Here is a 19637-nt window from a genome sequence, read left to right on the forward strand (position 1 = left end):
GTTATATTCATGATTTGTTCTCTTTTGTTGGTTGCAGAATTGTCTCTCACGCCCATCGTTTCAGAACCCCCACGCGCTCGGCCATGCCGTAGAAGAAGCCGAGATCATCGAAGCGGAAGGCCTCGAAAGTGATGGCGGTCCGGTTGCAGAGCCGGATCTCCTGCCGCGGCAGGTCGAGCCAGGGCAGCAGGTAGTAATCGAACTCGCCCCGGTTCATCGGGTCGAGCCGCACCGCCAGCGTGATGTCGGCCTGGTAGCGCATCGGATCGAAGCGGATGCGCCAGCGCAGCCGCCCGTCGGCCTGCGGCTGGCAGCGCGCCAGAACCAGGCTGATTACCAGTTCATCATTGATGGTCAACAGGTCGGTCTTGGGGTCGCGCTCGACAGCGCCGCCGACCTTTGCAATCGCCGCCTCGGTGCGGGCGATGATCTCGGGATGCATGGCGCGCAGGCGCTTGTTGAGCGCGATGCGCTCATGATCGCGGTCCGTGCGATAGCCGATCATCTCATAGGCGCGGGCCAGCGAGCCGAAGCGGTTGCGATAGGCCGATGAGGAGGGCATGTCGGGCGTCTGGTCGATCAGCACCCCCGACAGCTGGCCGGCCTCGGCATAGAGGCGCTTCAGGTGGTCGAGCAGCTCCTCGTCGGACAATCGCGCCGATCGCGCGGTGATGATTTCCTGCGCGGTCAGGAACAGCTCCAGCGGCACGATGCCCTCGAAAGCCCCTTCCTTGCGCACCCACATCTCAGGCGGGTTGTCGACATGCAGCTTCTTCAGTTTGAAGGAGCTGCGATTGTAGACATTGTTGCCGATGTATTTCTCGTTGCTCAGGACCGTGCGCACGGTGCCGGGCGTCCAGGGCCTGTCGAGATCGGTGGCGACGCCCGCTTCATTCAGCCGGTCGGCGATCTCGCGAAAGCTCAGCTCTTCCTCGATCAGCCAGCGATACATCCTGTTGACCCAGGCGACCTCTTCCTCGGGCCCGGGCATCAGGATCACCCGGTCGGTCTGCAGGGACTTGTGCTCGCCGCGCTTCAACTCGCCCTTGATGTTGCCGCGCTCGTCGAGCAGCACCCGGCGCAGGCCGAAGCCGGCAGACCCGCCCTGGCGGTACCCCATCTCGATCAGGCGACACTGACCCGTGAAAACCTTGACCGAAAGCTCGCGGCTGTATTCGCCGGCCATGGCGCGCTTGACACCCTTGACGATGGTCGAAACAGGCGAGCCGTCATTCTCGAATTGCTCCGCACAATAGGCGATGTCGATGCCTGCCCGCTTGCAGATGTATTCGTAATAGGCACTTTCATCCGCATCCTGAAACCGCCCCCAGCGGCTGATGTCATAGACCAGGATCAGGTTGAAATCGGCCGCACCGGACTCGACATCCGACAGCAGTTTCTGAAGTGCTGCGCGCCCTTCGAGCGACAGCCCGCTCTTGCCATCGTCGGCATAGGTCCTGACGATCTCGATGCCGCGCTTCTCGGCATATTCGCGGATCTTGTCGGCCTGGTTGTTGGTCGAATATTGCTGATGCTCGGTCGACATCCGCACATATTGCGCCGCCCGAAATGTTGCCTGTGCCACCCCGCTTCCGTCCAACTCACCGCCTCCGCTTTGTCCAGAACTCCTGCGACGTTTGCGTAGAGCGCGGGGGCTATCAACTTGAGAGTTCCGAATTCTTCAGAAGTTCAACACGTTCCGGATACGGTGATCTGCACATGTCTGGGCAACCGTCAAAACACCGCTTGATCCCGCTCGAAACTGAGCGCACGTTTCGAGGCGTAGATTGGACGGGGGCGACATGAGCTATCACGACCGCGGAGCCACCTGGTTTCTGGCGCAGTTCAAACCCAACAGCCACAACATCGCCGAGCGCAATCTCGCGCGGCAAGGGCTTCGGACCTTCCTGCCTAGGCAGGAAGAAACCAGGCGCGCGCGCGGCAAGTTCTTCACGCAGCTGCGCCCGCTCTTTCCCGGCTACATCTTTGTCGCACTCGACATGCTGCGCGGCGGCTGGCGCGTCGTGAACTCGACCTATGGCATCACGCGCCTCGTCAGCCTCGGCAAGGAGCCAACACCCGTGCCGCTCGATCTGATCAGCCAGTTGATGCTGCGCTGTGATCGCGACGGAATGTTGATGCCGCCAAAGCTGCTCAATCCCGGCGAACAGGTCACGCTGACAAAGGGGCCGTTTGCGGATTTCGTGGCCACGATTGAGTGCATCGCGCCGGACCGCCGCGTCTGGGTGCTGCTGGAACTAATGGGGGCGCAGATTCGCGTGGCCGTCAGTTCGGAGCAAGTGCGAGCGGGGTGACCGTTTGGGATGATAGCTGTTTTATGGCAGACGACTGGCGGAAACTACGCTTGATGTCAGGATAAGGCACTATTCTGTTGCCAAGAGATCTTGCCGCGACTAGGTTGGCGACAAATCACGTTGATGACAGAATCGACCACCATATGATCGCCAAACCCTATGACCTGACAGACGCCGTCACCTACCACCTCGGTGCCTTCCCTCCGTCGACGCTCGACTACGAAGTGCTGCTCGGGCCGCTGGAGGAAGCAGCTGCCTCGCTGGCGCGGTACGATGCCAAGATGTCTGGCATGGTGAACAGCGAGTTGTTCCTCGCGCCCCTGCGCCGCCAGGACGCGGTCACCTCCTCAAGGATGGAAGGTACGATCTCGACCATCGAGGAACTGTATCGACTAGAAGCCGAGGAAGATGCGGGGAGTGCCAATCCCTACCGCGAGGCGCGCAACGACGACGTCGAGACCTACCTGTATTCGCGCGCGCTGAAGAACGCCCAGCAGGCGCTCGCCGAGGGCGCACCGCTTGGCGAACACCTGATCCGGACAGCGCACCAGCAGCTGTTGTCCTTCGGCCGTGGCGCCCGCAAGCGTTCCGGCAGCTACAAGGTGGAGCAAAACTACATCGGGGACGAACGACGGGGGAAGATCCACTATGTACCGATCGCGCCCGAGCAGCTTGGCCCTGCGATGGTCGAGCTTGTGCGCTATATCAACGAAAGCACGATGCGGCCGCTGATCCGGACGGCCATCGCGCATGTCGAGTTCGAGGCCCTGCACCCTTTCGAGGACGGCAATGGCCGGATCGGGCGCATGCTGATCACCCTGATGCTGTGGAAGCTCGGCGTTCTGCATCAGCCGAACTTCTTCGTCTCCGGCTATTTCGAGGCCCACAAGGAAGAGTACATTGGGCGGATGCGCGCGGTCTCCGCCAACGGCAACTGGACCGGCTGGGTCGCGTTCTTCCTGGAGGCCATGCACGCCCAGGCCACGGTCAACATCGAGACGGCCGACGCGATCTTCCGCCTTCATGGCGAGATGCGGGAGCAATTCCGTGATGTGCTGAATTCGCAGTTCCACGACCAGGCCCTGGACTTCGTATTCGCCAGCCCGATTTTCCGCAACGACCGGTTTGTCGATCGCTCCGGGATCCCGGCATCATCGGCGCGCGCCCTGTCCCGGCGTCTTGTCGAGGCGGGACTTCTGCGCACGATCGAGCCCGCTTCGGGGCGCCGCGCCGCGATGTATGCCTTTGATCCGCTGCTTGATCTGCTGAAAATCTGAAGCGCTGGACGCGCCACGCAGGGGGGCTCTGGAAATGTTGACCAGGTGTTGACCAGAGTTGCAACGCAAGAAACCAGACTGGTTAGGTCGGGTTCTAACGTGCTGATATCGCGTATTATTCTGGTTGCGGGGGTAGGATTTGAACCTACGACCTTCAGGTTATGAGTCGTGGCGAACGGACCATGAACGATTGCGCTCGTTTGCGTATTCCTTCGACATTTCCGCCAGTTCGAACCCCCTGCCCCGCGCGCGCCGTCCGCAGGATTGCGCAGAAACTGGCAGCACTTTGTCCCCTCTTGCTTCCACAATGCTTCCACGTGGGCGCCGACGGATGGTCGTGGTAGCAGCACATCATTTCCGGGTTGCCGGTCCATAGACAGCACCAGTGATCGCTCGGCGATATCCGAATTCTCCCAAATGACCCCGAACTGCGTCCCGCAGTGCTTCTTTAGTGAAGAATGGGCGCAACGCTTCAAGGTCCAGCGTCTCGCGATCAATACAAATCGCAGGCACCCGAGGCGTCGAAGCATCGTCGTTTATCTCCGAGCGCTGCTGTTCAGGTTCCGGCTCAAGTTGAAATGACGACTCGTGCAAGACGCCCGGATCTCCGAACGGACACCACGACTCGTGTTCTTTGCCCGGAAGGGCACCGCAATCACAGCACCGGGGAGGAAGAAAGGTTACCATAGAATCTCCTCGAAATTCTGCTTGTCGATTATCGCGTCGGCTCCAAAATCCATAAAGGTTTCAGCCTCGCTGAAGCACATCAGTGCATCGTGCCGGGCCGTTCCATGGTCTGCGTTTCCAGCATCTGCTGCCGCGCTCTCCTGCAGGACTGAACGATCGTGTTAATTTCGACCTCGGCAATCCGAGTCAGCTCCCGCAAGTGCTTGACGGTCTGCTCCATGGTCGAGACGTCGGCTGGCCCCGGCGGGTTCAGTGCCATATCCTCGGTCGCAGCAAAAAGGCCGCGCAACTCCCCCAGCGTGCCAACAGCCTTGTGCGCGCTCTCGGGGAAATCCATCTCTTCCTGCCCGGCGAAAAGTCCGTCGATGAAGCCATCGATCTCCTCGCGGCGAACCTTGCCAAGCCGCGCCAGGTATTCATAGCTCGCCGGAGCGGTCTTCACCCGCGCGAGTTTGAAGGGATCGCTACGCTTCTGGTGCGCGCTCAGGCCATTCCACAGCCCCTGCAGGAGCGCAGCGAAGAAGGCTTCCGCCTCCTTCCGGTCCTCGAATTCGGGCAGGGCATCATTCCAGAGACGCTGAACCTCCTTCATGGGCGAGGCGTTCATGTCAGGTGTCGCGATGTTGCCCATGAAGCGGGCACGAACCTGGTGATACGGGAGAGGGCAGGCATAGAGCTTCAGCAGGGCCCGTATCGCCCCGTCATCGACGGCCTGCTTCTTTCCCCGCATTGCTATTGTTTTCTCCTAGCTTCCCAAGTGATCCACAATTTCTACGCTAATGAAGATGCGCGAACCGCGTATCTCAACCGTCCCGCTGCCGCTGATCGTGCAAAGTTCGGAAAAAGTGACCATGAAGCTCGAACTGCCGCACTCCGTCTCGACCCGCTCACGGACATCACGCCCAGCGTCCATTGTTACACCGAAAGGCTCACGATCCTCGTTATAGAATGTAAACTCGCGCTCGTTGATATTGTATCTGATCCTTCCGGTGAAGGTGACCTCGGATCTATCGACAGAGGACAGGTATGAGGAAAGGGGGACAGGATCAGCAAGTGTCTGCGATGTGCCCATAGCGGCAAACATCGCCAATACGCTTGCGAAGAATGATTTCGAAGATTTCATTTCATACTCATTTCCGGACCATGGGTTCGGTACGTTGAGGCCCATCCACAATGATGACTTCTCGGCGCCCGCCAAGACTCAGTACGAGGCCGATAAGCAACAGGATCGTTCCGATGATTAATCCGAAAAAGGTCGCGACACCTGTGACTGCAATCCCAGCAAGACCTGCCCCTACAGCGGCGATGGCTTCAGAGCCTGCCTCAGCCGTTCCAACGACCTCTGACGCAGCTCGACCAGATAGCAGGAATGCCGAAATCGGGAGCGCGAAAACGGAAGCCCCAAGTGCCAGGAAACCGCGACCAAACGCTCGGCGGATAGAGGGGGCGAAGAAACAAAGGACACCGCAAAGGAGAACAAGGGACATCATCACGATTGGGGTGACCCTATCTTCTGCTGACGTGAATGCGGCGAAAGCTGGCGTCAGCGCGATAGCCGAAGCTGCGCCGAAAAAAATCCCGATTAGAATGCGAAAGGCTGCCTTGGCTATGATCATTCGGGAATCCGTGCAGGTTGATCCTAGACCGACAGTCCCCAACTGGTCTGCGGCTTGACGGGAAGGTCGCCTGTATCTGTCGGCTGATCAAGCATTTTTCGACCCAAGTGGTATCCACGACTTCAGATGCGCAAGGTGCTGGGCGGTTCATGCCGTTCCCCCCGCGTCATCTTGGCTTCACGGCAATTCGTCAACGAGGCTGCCATACCTACCCTGTCGCCATCGTTAAGTCAGCCGCCAGATCGCGGGCCACGTGCACGCTGGTGGCGCTCGCAATCAGCGAATCGCGGCGGGGAAGTCGGCAGCACCAGCGTTGGACCTGTCGGTCTATTTCCGTTGGCTATCCAGACTGCGCACAATCGCCCAGTAGCACCCACCCGGAAACGCGCACCACTTCCTTTTTCTACGCATTATCAATGTGTTCGTTGACTATCACGACGCCTTTCGCACTGTAGAGCAAAGAGAACCGGAAGGTCGTCCACCATGCCCAAGCTGACCAAGCGCCTCGTCGACGCTCTCGATTCCCGCTCCGCCGAGTACTTCGTCTGGGACAGCGAGATCCCTGGCTTCGGGCTGCGGGTGCTGCCGAGCGGACGCAAAGGTTACGTGGTCCAGTATCGCGCCGGGCGCCGGTCGCGGCGGATCAGCCTCGGGCCCAGCACGGTGCTCGCCTGCGAGCAGGCGCGCAACCGCGCCATCTCCATCGTCGCCGCCGCGCGGAATGGCGAGGACCCAGCCGCAGAACGCGACGCCGGGCGCAAGGCGATCACGGTAAAGGAGTTGGCGGAGCGGTTCGACGAGGAGCACATCGCGATCCGGGTGAAAGCCAGTACGGCGAAGGAGTATCGGCGAAACCTGCAGCGCTTCATCCTCCCCGCGCTCGGACAGCTCACGGTCACGGGCATCACCCGGGCGGACGTGGCAAAGTTCCATCACGACCTCCGCCACATCCCCTATCAGGCGAACCGCTGCCTTGAAGTGGTCTCGAAGATGTTCAGCCTCGCCGAGATGTGGGGGCTGCGTCCGGACGGCACCAATCCGCGCAAGCACATCCGGAAATACCCCGAAGAGAAGCGCGAGCGCTTCCTCAGCGCGGCGGAACTGCGCCGGATCGGCGAGGTGCTGCGCGAGATGGAGGCGGAGGGGATCGAACTGACCTCGGCCATACTCGCTGCCCGCCTGCTGATCCTCACCGGCTGTCGGCTGAACGAGATCATGACGTTGCAGTGGGCGCACGTGGATCTGGCCGAGCGCGTTCTGCGCCTGGCAGATTCCAAGTCCGGCGCCAAGGTCGTCCATCTCGGTCAGCCTGCCGTCGAGTTGCTGCGCGACGCCCAGCGCATCGAGAACAACCCGTGGGTCATCACCGGCACCCTGCCGGGCAAGCGCCTGAGCGATCTCCAGCCCTTCTGGCAGCGCGTCCGCGCCCGCGCCGGCGTCAAGGACGTCCGCATCCACGACCTGCGCCACACCTTCGCGTCCACGGCCGTCGCGTCGGATCAGGGCCTGCCGATGATCGGCAAGCTCCTCGGGCACACGCAGGTCCAGACCACGGCGCGCTACGCGCACCTCGCCGCCGAACCGGTGCGGATGGCGGCGGACGCGGTGGCAAAGGACTTACGCGAAGCGCTTGGATAAATCCTGAAGAGGCGCTTGGCCCATCTGGACCATCAACCGCTCCTAACTGGCGAACTGGCACCAGAAGCGCCTTGATCGCGTGCTATGCGGTGGCAAGCTTCACGGGTACCAAAAGGTCCTGCCATCCCGCCAGCGCGAGGAAGCGTTCCCAGCACCTCAATGGCCAACATTGGACTGGCTTGCCCCGATTTGCACTGCTATGGTCAGAAAAATCATGAGGGTTCGATGATGGCGGATACGCCTGACCAGGCCATGACCGTGCGAGATGTGGCTGGCTACCTGAACGTCGACGAGAAGACGGTTTACCGGCTTGCCAAGCGTGGCGATCTGCCGGGGTTCAAAGTGGCCGGCGCGTGGCGCTTCAAGAGATCGGACCTCGATAGCTGGATCGATTTGCAGAAAAAAGCTGCACAGACCAAGGCGTGAGGGGGCCCGAGTGAGCGATCTGAACATCAGCAATTTTATCTGGAACATCGCCGATGATGTTCTGCGCGATGTCTATGTTCGCGGCAAATACCGGGACGTCATCCTGCCGATGACCGTCATTCGTCGGCTCGACGCCGTGCTTGAACCGACCAAGGATGCGGTCTTAGCCATGAAGGCGCAGCTGGACAAAGCAGGTGTCGCCAACCAGCACGCGGCTCTTTGCCAGGCGTCGGGAGAAGCCTTCTACAATACATCGCAGTTCCGACTTCGCGACCTTACGTCTCGCGCGCGCCGGCAGCAGCTGAAGTCGGACTTCGAGGCCTTCCTCGACGGCTTCTCCCCGAACGTTCAGGAGGTCCTAGACAAATTCAAGTTCCGCAATCAGATCCCGACGCTTGTCGAAGCGGACGCGCTGGGGTTCCTGATCGAAAAGTTCCTCGACCCATCGGTCAATCTCAGCCCCAAGCCCGTGTTGCACCAAGACGGAAGTATGCGCCTGCCGGGGCTCGACAATCACTCCATGGGAACAATCTTCGAGGAGCTGATCAGGCGGTTCAACGAAGAGAACAACGAAGAGGCCGGAGAGCACTTCACGCCACGCGACGTGGTGGAGCTCATGGCGTATCTAATTTTCATGCCGGTCGCGGATGAAATTCAGTCGGGCACCTATCTCGTGTATGACGGCGCCTGCGGCACGGGTGGCATGTTGACGGTGGCGGAAGAGACGCTGGTCAAGCTGGCGGCCGATCATGAAAAAGAGGTGTCGGTTCATCTCTATGGACAGGAGGTCAACCCAGAGACCTTCGCCATCAGCAAGGCGGACCTGATCCTCAAGGGTGAAGGCGCCGAAGCCGAGAACATGAAGTATGGCTCGACGCTCTCCAGCGATGCATTTCCATCGAGCGAGTTCGATTTCATGCTTTCGAACCCGCCCTACGGCAAGAGCTGGAAATCCGATCTCGACCGGCTCGGCGGCAAGAAGGACATCACCGACCCCCGCTTTGTGATCGAGCACGGTGGCGATCCCGAGTACAGCCTGATCACGCGCTCCAGCGACGGTCAGATGGTGTTTCTGGCCAACATGCTGAGCAAGATGAAGAAGGCCACCAAGGTCGGCAGCCGCATCGCGGAGGTCCATAATGGCTCATCGCTGTTCACGGGCGACGCGGGATCGGGGGAGAGCAATGTGCGGCGCTGGGTCATCGAGAATGATTGGCTCGAAGCCATCATCGCGCTGCCGCTTAACATCTTCTACAACACCGGCATCGCGACCTACATCTGGGTGCTCAGCAATCGCAAGGCGGAGTCCCGCAAGGGCAAGGTCCAGCTGATCGACGCGACAGCGTGGTTCAAACCGCTGCGGAAGAACCTCGGTAAGAAGAACTGCGTTCTCGGGCCGGACGACATCAAGCGCATCTGCGACAGCTTCCTCAACAGCGAGGAAAACGAGCAGTCGAAGATCTTTCCCAACGCGGCGTTCGGTTACTGGAAGGTGACGGTCGAACGACCCTTGCGCTTGAAGGTCGAGCTGTCGGCGAGCGTTCAGAGTCGTTTCGCAAAGGCGTGCGTGGAGGCCGGGGAAGATCTCCTTATTGGCGTTGTGGAAGGTGTGACCGAGCGGCTTGGCGCAGGTCCCCACCTCGATTTCAACCGCTTCCTTGAAGAAGCTGAAGCTGTTGCAGGCAAGCGCGGCGTCCGTATGACGGCCAAACGCCAGAAGCTCCTGATGGCGGGGCTGGGTATCAAGGATCCTGGAGCGGAACCGGTCATCAAGAAGGTGTCCAAGATCAAGCCGGGCGCCGATGCCGAAACTGATGCGCTGCACGGCAACTACCATCGGACCGTCGGTGGCAAACCAGCGATCGTCGAATACGAGCCGGACACGGAGTTGAGGGATACCGAGCAGGTGCCCTTCCTGGAAGACGGCGGTATCGAGGCGTTCTTTCGCCGCGAGGTTCTGCCTCATGCGTCGGACGCCTGGATCGACCCGTCCAAGACGGTTATCGGCTATGAAATCTCTTTCACGCGGCACTTCTACAAGCCGCAGCCGCTGCGGACACTTCAGGAGATCGAAGCCGACATTCGGGCACTGGAGCAGGAAACCGAAGGCCTTCTCGAAGACGTGCTGACGGGAGGCCACTGAGCATGGCCACCCAACGCTACTCCGTCACCCCCCATCCGATCGAGACCCTGCTCACTTGGGTGAAGTCCGGCGAGATCGCCATTCCGGAGATCCAGCGCCCTTTCGTGTGGGACGCGACCAAGGTCCGCAACCTTCTGGACTCGCTCTATCAGGGCTATCCGGTTGGCTATCTCATCGCTTGGCGGAACCCGTCGGTCCGGCTGAAAGATGGCTCCACATCGTCGGGCAAGCGCATCCTGATCGATGGGCAGCAGCGCGTCACCGCGCTAATGGCGGCGTTGCTCGGCCAGGAGGTGCTGACCAAGGATTACGAGACGGTACGCATCCGGATCGCGTTCCATCCAGTGGAGGAGCGCTTCGAGGTCTCGAACCCGGCCATCCAGAAGGACGCCTCATGGATTGCTGACTTGGCGACGGTCTTTGCACCTGACGCCAGCCTGACCAAGCTCACGCGTGAGTATGCAGCGCGCAATCCGGAGTCTGATCAGGACCAGATTTCATTGGTACTGGAGAAGGTCCGCAAGATCATAAACAACCAGGTCGGCATCATTGAGCTGGCCGAAGACCTCGACATCGAGACGGTCACGGAGATCTTCATCCGGGTGAATTCGGCCGGTGCATCGCTCAGCCAGGCGGACTTCGCAATGTCAAAGATCGCGGCGAACGACACCTATGGCGGCAACATGCTCCGAAAGGCGATTGACTACTTCTGCCATCTCGCCGTCGCGCCCGAGTTCCTGCCGCGTATCGAGAAGGGTGACAAGGCATTCGCGGCATCCGAATTCCTGCCGAAGATGCGCTGGCTGAAAGACGTCAACGACGACCTCTATGACCCATCCTATACCGACATGCTGCGGGTGGCGTTCACGTCCGAGTTCCGCAGGGGCAAGCTGCAGGACCTTGTAGCACTTCTGTCAGGCCGGAATTTCGAGACGAAACAGTACGAGGAGACCGTCGCCGAGGAGGCTTTTTCCCGCCTGAAGACCGGTGTCCTGAACTTCATCAACAAGACGCATTTCGACCGGCTGACGATGATCCTGCGCTCGGCTGGTTTCATCACGTCCGGCCTCATCCGCAGCCAGAACGCCATCAACTTTGCGTACATTCTGTACCTGCGCGGCCGCGCAGAGGGGATGCCCGCCGCCGACATCGAGCGTCTGGTCCGGCGATGGTATGTCATGTCGCTTCTCCGAGGACGATATTCGGGCGCCCCCGAAACGGCCTTCGACTTCGATATCCGCCAGATCGAGACCCGCGGCCTGGCCGCCTACACGGATGCAGTTATCGACGCCGAGCTACCGGAAAGCTTCTGGAACACGTTGCTGCCGCAGGAGATGGACACCTCCTCCGCCTCTAGCCCCTATTTCCTTGTCTATCGGGCTGCGCAGGTGAAGCTCGGTGACCTCGGGTTCCTGTCTCGAGACATCACCGTGCGTGACCTGCTACTAAACCGTAGCGACGTGCACCATGTCTACCCGCGCAATCACCTCAAGGGCCAAGGTCTGACACGCGGCCGCTACAACCAGATCGCCAACTTCGTCCTGGCCCAGAGCGAGATCAACATTGGCATCGGTGACCGCGACCCGAAGACTTACTTCAGCGAGTTGGCGGACCAGTGCAACGGTGGCGCCAAGAAGTATGGTGGCATCACGACGATTGAGGAGATGCGGGCAAACCTTCGGATGAGCTGCTTGCCGGAGTGCATGCTGGACGGAGAGATCCCATCCTTCGATGCCTTCCTGGAACAGCGGCGCAAGCTGATGGCCCAGAAGATCAAAACCTACTTCGAGGGGCTCTAAATGCCGTCGGAGAAACGCTACGCAAGTAGAGGGCCGAGACATGGCTGAACGGGACGACCTGCTCGCGTCGATAGCGACGACCACCGCCGACTACCGCGAGGGTGATATGCCAGCGCCGACTCCAGAGCATGTGGGACGCTGGGTCGATCAGTTTGATGCTGGCGTTCAGCTGCCGATCCTGCGTGAAGTGAACCATGTCCTAAAGCAAACCTACCTCTCACAAGAGTGGATCAAGGGCTTCTTTTCTCACCAGATAATTCACAAGGACATGACTGGCGATAATGCAGAAAGATTCTGGTCACGCGCACATCTCTTAGACATCCAGCAAAACGGTCAAAGCCAGACCCACATAAGGAGACTATTTGGGGAGTCGTTGTTGGAGCAATGTGGCCTTGATATTGATGCGTGCGGCGCTGCTGGTGGCGCATACATCTATCTTGACGACGTGATCTTCACCGGCGGGCGTGTGAAGAGTGACTTGACTGCATGGATCAGGGATGCCGCGCCAGCAAAGGCTGTTCTGCACATATTGGTAATCGCCACCCATACGCTCGGCGAATGGCAGTGCACGAAAAACCTTAAGGAAGTCGCCGCAGCGGCTGGAAAAGAGATCGAACTTCATGTTTGGGCTGCTGCTCGAATTGAGAATCGAAAAGCCTACCGTAACGTGTCAGAAGTTCTTTGGCCCGCAACGGTGCCAGACGATCCTGCTGTAGCAGCCTATTTGGCCCAACAAGGGCGCTTCCCGCTTGAGCCTCGTCAGCCGGGCGGCAAGCCAAAGATCGAGATATTCTCATCTGAAGAAGGGCGGCAACTCCTCGAGCGCGAGTTCCTTCGCGCTGGGGTCAGGATTAGGGGGTTCTGTCAAAACCCCAGCCAGATTATGCGGCCCTTGGGTTTCAGCAGCTTTGGTGTGGGATTTGGGTCGACCATCGTGACCTACCGAAACTGCCCCAACAACGCTCCCCTGGCGCTGTGGTGGGGCGATCCCAACGCTCACCATAATCACCCATTCAGCAGATGGTACCCCCTGCTGCAACGCAGAACCTATGAACGAGAGGTCAACCTAGATGACTTCGACTTCTAGCGCGCCCCACAACAATCAGACCCGGGTCTATGACCGAGAGACCAGCGTCGTCTTCCTGAAGACGAAGGAACGCTTCGGAGGGCTGTCGAACATGGCGGCGGGTTTTCCGCTGCGCGTGAACGGGGTGCGCATCAAGACGTCGGAAGCGTTGTACCAGGCGTGTCGCTTCCCGCACATGCCCGAGGTGCAGCAGCTCATCATCGGCGAGAACAGCCCGATGACGGCAAAGATGCGCAGCAAGCCGTATCGGCGGGTTTCCCGGCACGATTGGGACTTTGTCCGGGTCAAGATCATGCGCTGGAGCTTGCGCGTGAAGTTGGCGCAGAACTGGCGCGAGTTTGGCAGGCTGTTGTTGTCGACGGGTGACCGACCTATCGTCGAGCAATCCCGCAAAGACGATTTCTGGGGAGCGAAGGTTGCCGACGATGGCTCGCTGGTCGGCATGAACGTGCTGGGGCGGCTGCTGATGGAGTTGCGCGAGCAGTTGAAGGGCGACGAGGCGGATAGCCTGCGGTTCATCGAGCCTCTGGCGATTTCCGAGTTCCTGCTGTTCGGCCAGCCCATCGAGGCGGTCCAGGCCGCGCCAAATGCCGAGATCCCCGGCTGGACCCCTCGGCGGCCATCTCAGGCCGAGACCGCCCCACGGCGGCCCAGCGACCCCCAGCCCTCCTTATTTGAGCAGCCAATGATTTCCAGTGAGCATGCCATCGAGCCCCGTCAATCCACCGCGCCAGACCAATCGGTAGCCGAGCCCGGCCGCTACCCCGCTTACAAGGCGGCAAAAGTGCATTGGCTGGGGGAAATCCCGGCGCACTGGTCGGAAAAGCGTGCGAAGTACTTCTTTCGCGAAATCGATGAGCGTTCGCAGACTGGCGAGGAGGAACTGCTTTCAGTCTCTCACACCACCGGAGTGACCCCGCGAAGTCAGAAGAACGTGACAATGTTCAAGGCCGAGTCTTACGTCGGCCACAAGGTCGCACGACCGAACGATGTCGTCATCAACACGATGTGGGCATGGATGTCGGCACTTGGCGTCTCGAAGAACGTGGGGATCGTCAGTCCGGCCTATGGCGTCTATCGACCACTGAACTCGAACGACTTCTTGCCCGAGTACGTCAACTACCTTCTTCGCACCCCTATGCTGAAGTGGGAGTATATCTGCCGCTCGACCGGCATCCGGGCATCCCGTTTGCGGCTCTATCCCGACAAGTTCCTCGACATCGCGTTCCCTTGCCCCCCGCTCGCAGAGCAGGAGCGAATGGTTGCCTTTCTTCGCGCCAAAGATGCGCGGGTCCGCAGGCTAATTCGAAGCAAACGCAAGCTCGCGGAGATTGCCTCCGAGCGACTTAAACTGGCGACCTTTGACGCCATGAAATCGCAGGGTACCTATGAAGCTAGACTAGAGGTTGCGACTGAGCTTATCAGTCGACCTATTCGACGGACCGAGGCTGATAGTTTTGTCCCTGTTGGACTCTTTAATCGAGGTCGCGGGCTCTTCAAGAAACCAGAAACCCTAGCGGATGAACTTGGCGATTCAGATTTCTTTTGGATCGAAGCTGGTGATTTAATCATCAGCGGCCAATTCGCCTGGGAAGGTGCCGTTGCGTTGGCGGATAGTGACGCAGATGGCTGTATTGCATCTCATCGTTATCCGATCCTGAGAGGGATAGCGGGGATTGTTGATACTTCATACCTGCTTGCTTTCCTACGCTCTGACTACGGAAGCCTATTGCTCGATTTGCATTCGCGAGGAGCGGCAGGGCGGAACCGCCCATTGAACGTCAGATCGCTGCTCAAAGAAAAGATCAGCATCCCACCGATGCTTGAACAAGAAAAGGTAAAGCGCCTCGTAGAGATTGAAGCGTCGGTTCGGCGGAGCCTTCGCGATGAGATCGATCGAATTCTAGAATACCGCGAGCGCCTGATTGCCGATGTCGTCACTGGCAAGCTGGACGTGCGTCATATCGAGATCGCCGCGCCTGCGGACGATCCGGTCGCCGACGAGGACGACGCGCTGGAGGAGGAACTGGAAGGTGACGATGCCGAGGTGATGGAGGGGGCCAATGCCGACGACTGACACCAGCGAGAAAGGTCTCGAAGCCCTCATCGTCCGCTCGCTGATCGAGGAGGCCGGTTACGTCAGTGGCGAATCGAAGGATTTCGACCGGGACCACGCCATCGACCTAGCCAAGCTGTTCGACTTCCTGAACGCCACGCAGCCGGAGGCTGTCGATGCCCTCGGCATCGGTGAAGACGGGCCGAAGCGGCTGCAGTTCCTTCACCGGTTGCAAGGCGAGATCGCCAAGCGCGGTGTCATCGACGTGCTGCGCAACGGCGTGAAGCACGGCCCCGGATCGGTAGAGCTGTTCTTCGGGACGCCGACCCCCGGCAACGCGAAGGCCGAGGAGCTGTTCGCCTCCAACGTGTTCAGCGTCACCCGACAGCTGCATTATTCCAAGGATGCGACCAAGCTGTCACTCGACGTGGCGCTGTTCATCAACGGCCTGCCCGTCGCCACCTTCGAGTTGAAGAACAGCCTGACCAAGCAGACGGTCGAGGACGCGATCGAGCAGTACAAGCGCGACCGCGACCCCAAGGAGTTGATGTTCCAGTTCGGCCGCTGCGTCGTCCATTTCGCCGTGGACGATCACGAGGTGCGAATGTGCAGCCACCTGAAGGGCAAGGCGTCCTGGTTCTTGCCCTTCAACATGGGCTGGAATGACGGCGCGGGCAACCCGCCGAACCCGAATGGCCTGAAGACCGATTACCTTTGGAAGCAGGTTCTTACGAAGCGCAACCTCACCGAAATCCTGGAGAACTATGCGCAGGTGGTCGAGGAAACAGACGAGCGCGGAAAGAAGAAGCCCCCGAAGCAGATTTTCCCGCGCTTTCACCAGCTCGACGTGGTGCGCAAGCTGCTGGCTGACGCCGAGGCCGCCGGCGCCGGCCGACGGTACCTGATCCAGCACTCGGCAGGTTCGGGCAAAAGCAACTCGATTGCCTGGCTCGGCCACCAGCTGATCGGGCTGGAGACCGGCGGGAAGCCGACCTTCGACACCGTCATCGTTGTCACCGACAGGCGCAATCTCGACAAACAGATCCGCGACACGATCAAGCAGTTCGCGCAGGTATCGTCCATCGTCGGCGCGGTCACAGAGGGGTCGCAACAGCTTCGGACGTTCCTTCAGCAGGGCAAGAAGATCATCATCACCACGGTGCAGAAGTTCCCGTTCATCCTTGACGAAATCGGGGACAGCCATCGCGGACGAACCTTCGCCATCATCATCGACGAGGCGCATTCCAGCCAAGGCGGCCGGACGTCAGCCAAGATGAACATCGCGCTTGCCGCGAATGGCGCCGAGGAGGAAGACGAAACCGTCGAGGACACCATCAACCGGCTGATGGAAGCGAGGAAGGTGCTGCCGAACGCGAGCTATTTCGCTTTCACCGCCACGCCCAAGAACAAGACGCTGGAGATTTTCGGCACGGCGGTCCCCGAGGGTGGGAAAGTCAGGCACGTCCCCTTCCACAATTATTCGATGAAGCAGGCCATCGAAGAGGGCTTCATCCTCGACGTGCTCAAGCACTACACGCCGGTCGAGAGCTATTACCGGCTCATGAAGACCGTGGAGGACGACCCGCAGTTCGACGCCAAGCGGGCGCAAAAGAAGCTCCGCCGCTATGTCGAATCCCATGACCATGCCATTCGCAAGAAAGCAGAGATCATGGTCGACCACTTCCACGACCAGGTGATGGCCCATCGCAAAATCGGCGGGGCCGCGCGCGCCATGGTGGTGACGAGCGGGATCCACCGGGCCATCCAGTATTTTCACGCCTTCGGGGAGTATCTGAAGGAGCGCAAGAGCCCGTACCAAGCCATCGTCGCCTTCTCGGGCGAGCACGAATATGGCGGTCAGAAGGTGACTGAGGCGTCGCTCAACGGCTTTCCCAGCAACAAGATCGAAGAGTTGATCCAGAAGGACCCGTACCGGTTCCTCATCGTCGCCGACAAGTTCCAGACCGGCTACGACGAGCCACTGCTGCACACGATGTACGTGGACAAGACTCTGTCCGGCATCAAGGCCGTGCAGACGTTGTCGCGCCTAAACCGGGCGCATCCGCAGAAGCACGACACCTTCGTGCTAGATTTTATGAACGACGTGGATGGCATCAAGGCGTCGTTCGAAGACTATTACCGAACAACAATCCTCAGCGAGGAGACCGACCCGAACAAGCTGCACGACCTGAAAGCACGGCTCGACGGCTATCAGGTCTACTCTTGGGAGCAAGTGGAGGACCTCGTGGCGCTGTATCTGGGCGGCGCCGACCGCGACAAGCTCGACCCCATCCTCGACGCCTGTGTCGCGGTATACAAGGCAGACCTAGATGAAGATGGGCAGGTGGACGTCAAGGGCAAGGCGAAGGCTTTCACGCGCACCTATGGATTCCTCGCGGCCATCCTGCCCTATACGAACGCGGAGTGGGAGAAGCTCTCGATATTTCTGAACTTCCTCACGCCGAAATTGCCAGCGCCTGAGGAGCAGGATCTATCAAAGGGCATCCTAGAAGCCATCGACATGGACAGCTACCGGGTCGAGGCGCAGGCGACGATGGCGATTGCGCTTCCCGATGCCGACGCGGAAATCGGACCTGTGCCGTTGGGCGGAGGCGGTCGCAAGCCTGAGCCGGAACTGGACCTGCTCAGCAACATCCTCAAGACGTTCAACGAGATGTTCGGCAACATCGACTGGAAAGACGCCGATAAGATCGGGAAGGTAATCGCTGAGGAGTTGCCCACCAAGGTCGCGGCCGACAAAGCCTACCAGAACGCGATGCAAAATTCGGATAAGCAGAACGCCCGTATCGAGCACGACAAGGCACTGGAGCGCGCCGTCATCGAGCTTCTGTCGGACCATACCGAGCTGTTCAAGCAGTTCAGCGATAATCCATCTTTCAAGAAATGGCTTTCGGAGACGATTTTCGCGGCGACCTATGCCGAAAAGGCGGCACAGGCCGGTTCGGCCGCTACTCGCAGTTGAACCAGCGCATGGTGGTTTGGATCAGATGGTCATGGTCCCCACTTGTGGCTTCCCGGTAGAACGCGGCAATCTCTTGCTTCGAGAGACCCGCGCCTTTGGCGGCCCGTTGACACAACCCAAGGATCATGAAGGCATTGCTGTCATGCCCAGTCAGTTGAACCGTTATGTTTGGATACTTGGGGGGCATCGAGCGGCTCCTATAGCACAGTAGACACACTCACTAGTGCGCCTTTTTTCCATTTACTTTCAACATGTTAGTGGGATTTGTGTTCGCACCTCTCTTATTGCCACAGTTATCGGCGGCGAGCGCGGCAAATTCGCGCCTGATCCCGCATAACGCTGTAGTCGACCAGCATCTCGGCAATGACGGACCCGTCCGGCAGCAACTCGAGTTCTTCGACCGCGCGCGCATGGAATTCGCGGCTGTACTCGCTAACGGTCGGGCAGACATTAGCGGTGGGTAGATCAGAACCGTCCGCTGCGCAGCCGCTCAGCCAGCTCGTTACGACCGCGAGGGCGGCGAGCCGCCGCCTCCAGCATCCGGCGTTGGACATCATTGGCTTTCTCCCTGGTCTCAAGGCGTTCGGCGGCGCGGCCTGCGCGCTCGGCCGTGCGGCGCAGGTTGAGAATGAACAGGGTGATGGTGAGCGCGACGAGGGCGAGAGCCGCTGCCCGTCGTGCCCAATGCCGGGCCAGAAGGCCGGCCGGGAGACTTGCCCACATCAGCGCAGGCCCTTGCGCCAATCGTCGACCCGCGCCCAGACGGCAACGGCGATCCCGCCCAGCGCCAGCACGATGAACAGCCAGCGCACGGTGTCGAGGTGGGGCACCAGCGGCAGGACCGCGTCCTGCGCCTCGGCCAGCACCTCCTGTGCGACCTCGACCCCGGCCGCACCGACGGTCGCCACGCCTGCTGCGCCGGTGCCTTTCAAGGTCCGGCTCTCGGCCAGCGCCTCGCGCGCGGGCGGGGTCTCGGCGGCAAACGGTACCGCGCGCGCCGGGAAGCGCTCGCCCCACTGGCGCGCTGGGCCAAGGTCGATATGGATGAAGCCCGAGCGCGGATAGAAGCCGAAGCCGAGGAACCCGACCTCGCGGGCTGCGGACTCAAACGCCGCAGGATCATGGTTCGACATGGCGATATCAAACGCCGTGCCGTCCATGTGCTTCGAGCGCGGCGCACCGCCGACATTGCGATTGTGCTGGCGTGAGCGATAGGCCGAGCGCACGATCAGCGGCTTGCCCAGCCGGTCGCGCAGCGCCTGGAGCTTGTCCAGCGCGTCCGGGTGCAGCTTGAGCTGGCCGGTGCCGCGGCAGGCGATCTCGGCAGGCGAGAAGTTCTTCCAGCGCCAGAGGCTGTCGGGCACCTCGCGGAAATGACGAAAGGTACGGATGGGGTCGGACATGGGACCTCTCCTTGGACTGAAGGGTATGCGAAAGGGTCCGCCGCCCGGGCGGGGCGGCCGGCGGAGTCAGGATTGCTTGGGTGTGAGGCTGCCAGCGCCGGGTTGCACCCGCTGCTGCGAGCGCGCGCTGCGTTGCGCCGCCCGCTGGCGTCAGCCGCCGTTCTTGCGCTGGAAGGCGGCGAAGATCAGGTTGCGCATGTCGTGGAT

15 protein-coding genes are annotated in these 19637 nt (G+C 60.3%); 9 read left to right on the forward strand and 6 right to left on the reverse strand.

Annotated features, from left to right (window positions below):
• Positions 1 to 46: 46 nt before the first annotated feature.
• A complete protein-coding gene (locus DQ229_RS12800; protein ID WP_338014176.1) occupies positions 47 to 1585 on the reverse strand; it encodes a recombinase family protein in 1539 nt (512 codons plus the stop codon).
• Between the two features lie 217 nt (positions 1586 to 1802).
• On the opposite strand from DQ229_RS12800, the gene nusG reads away from it, so the two are divergent.
• Positions 1803 to 2315, forward strand: a complete 513-nt coding sequence (gene nusG / locus DQ229_RS12805) for a transcription termination/antitermination protein NusG (RefSeq protein WP_114966654.1) — start codon at positions 1803 to 1805, stop codon at positions 2313 to 2315.
• Positions 2316 to 2458: 143 nt separating this feature from the next.
• Complete coding sequence (locus tag DQ229_RS12810) at positions 2459 to 3592, forward strand: Fic family protein (protein WP_114966655.1); 1134 nt, start codon at positions 2459 to 2461, stop codon at positions 3590 to 3592.
• 766 nt (positions 3593 to 4358) lie between these two features.
• On the opposite strand, the gene DQ229_RS12815 is transcribed toward DQ229_RS12810, so the two are convergent.
• The 3 genes from DQ229_RS12815 to DQ229_RS12825 are packed head-to-tail and all read right to left on the reverse strand — an operon-like array spanning position 4359 to position 5895.
• On the reverse strand, positions 4359 to 5009 hold the full coding sequence (locus DQ229_RS12815; RefSeq protein ID WP_114966656.1) for a hypothetical protein: 651 nt from the start codon (positions 5007 to 5009) through the stop codon (positions 4359 to 4361).
• 15 nt (positions 5010 to 5024) lie between these two features.
• Positions 5025 to 5402 carry a hypothetical protein gene (locus DQ229_RS12820; protein WP_155326525.1) on the reverse strand — a complete coding sequence of 126 codons (378 nt, stop codon included), beginning with the start codon at positions 5400 to 5402 and terminating at the stop codon, positions 5025 to 5027.
• 7 nt (positions 5403 to 5409) lie between these two features.
• A complete protein-coding gene (locus DQ229_RS12825; protein ID WP_114966658.1) occupies positions 5410 to 5895 on the reverse strand; it encodes a hypothetical protein in 486 nt (161 codons plus the stop codon).
• A 483-nt stretch (positions 5896 to 6378) separates the two neighbouring features.
• Between DQ229_RS12825 and DQ229_RS12830 the strand changes: the two genes are divergently transcribed.
• The 7 genes from DQ229_RS12830 (at position 6379) to DQ229_RS12860 (ending at position 18027) form a co-directional block, all read left to right on the forward strand.
• A complete protein-coding gene (locus DQ229_RS12830; RefSeq protein WP_114966659.1) occupies positions 6379 to 7533 on the forward strand; it encodes a tyrosine-type recombinase/integrase in 1155 nt (384 codons plus the stop codon).
• Between the two features lie 225 nt (positions 7534 to 7758).
• Positions 7759 to 7959: a helix-turn-helix domain-containing protein gene (locus tag DQ229_RS12835; protein ID WP_420796871.1), complete on the forward strand. Its 201-nt coding sequence runs from the start codon at positions 7759 to 7761 to the stop codon at positions 7957 to 7959.
• 10 nt (positions 7960 to 7969) lie between these two features.
• The gene (locus DQ229_RS12840) at positions 7970 to 10102 is read left to right on the forward strand and encodes a type I restriction-modification system subunit M (protein WP_114966660.1); all 2133 of its coding nucleotides are present in this window, start codon (positions 7970 to 7972) and stop codon (positions 10100 to 10102) included.
• A 2-nt stretch (positions 10103 to 10104) separates the two neighbouring features.
• The gene (locus tag DQ229_RS12845) at positions 10105 to 11901 is read left to right on the forward strand and encodes a GmrSD restriction endonuclease domain-containing protein (protein WP_114966661.1); all 1797 of its coding nucleotides are present in this window, start codon (positions 10105 to 10107) and stop codon (positions 11899 to 11901) included.
• 40 nt (positions 11902 to 11941) lie between these two features.
• Positions 11942 to 12988: a phosphoribosyltransferase-like protein gene (locus tag DQ229_RS12850; protein ID WP_114966662.1), complete on the forward strand. Its 1047-nt coding sequence runs from the start codon at positions 11942 to 11944 to the stop codon at positions 12986 to 12988.
• Positions 12972 to 15065 (forward strand): NADAR domain-containing protein, encoded by a 2094-nt coding sequence (locus DQ229_RS16655; protein WP_202909583.1) that lies wholly within the window; start codon positions 12972 to 12974, stop codon positions 15063 to 15065. The genes DQ229_RS12850 and DQ229_RS16655 overlap by 17 nt, the downstream gene beginning before the upstream one ends.
• Positions 15052 to 18027 carry a type I restriction endonuclease subunit R gene (locus tag DQ229_RS12860; RefSeq protein ID WP_114966663.1) on the forward strand — a complete coding sequence of 992 codons (2976 nt, stop codon included), beginning with the start codon at positions 15052 to 15054 and terminating at the stop codon, positions 18025 to 18027. Before DQ229_RS16655 ends, DQ229_RS12860 begins: the two co-directional genes overlap by 14 nt.
• Positions 18028 to 18492: 465 nt before the next feature.
• On the opposite strand, the gene DQ229_RS12875 is transcribed toward DQ229_RS12860, so the two are convergent.
• Positions 18493 to 18750 (reverse strand): hypothetical protein, encoded by a 258-nt coding sequence (locus tag DQ229_RS12875; RefSeq protein WP_114966666.1) that lies wholly within the window; start codon positions 18748 to 18750, stop codon positions 18493 to 18495.
• Entirely contained in the window at positions 18750 to 19430 is a 681-nt protein-coding gene (locus DQ229_RS12880) for a YcbK family protein (RefSeq protein WP_114966667.1), read from the reverse strand. The genes DQ229_RS12875 and DQ229_RS12880 overlap by 1 nt, the downstream gene beginning before the upstream one ends.
• Positions 19431 to 19637 lie beyond the last annotated feature (207 nt).

It is taken from the genome of Alkalilacustris brevis (assembly GCF_003350345.1).
Taxonomy (GTDB): domain Bacteria; phylum Pseudomonadota; class Alphaproteobacteria; order Rhodobacterales; family Rhodobacteraceae; genus Alkalilacustris; species Alkalilacustris brevis.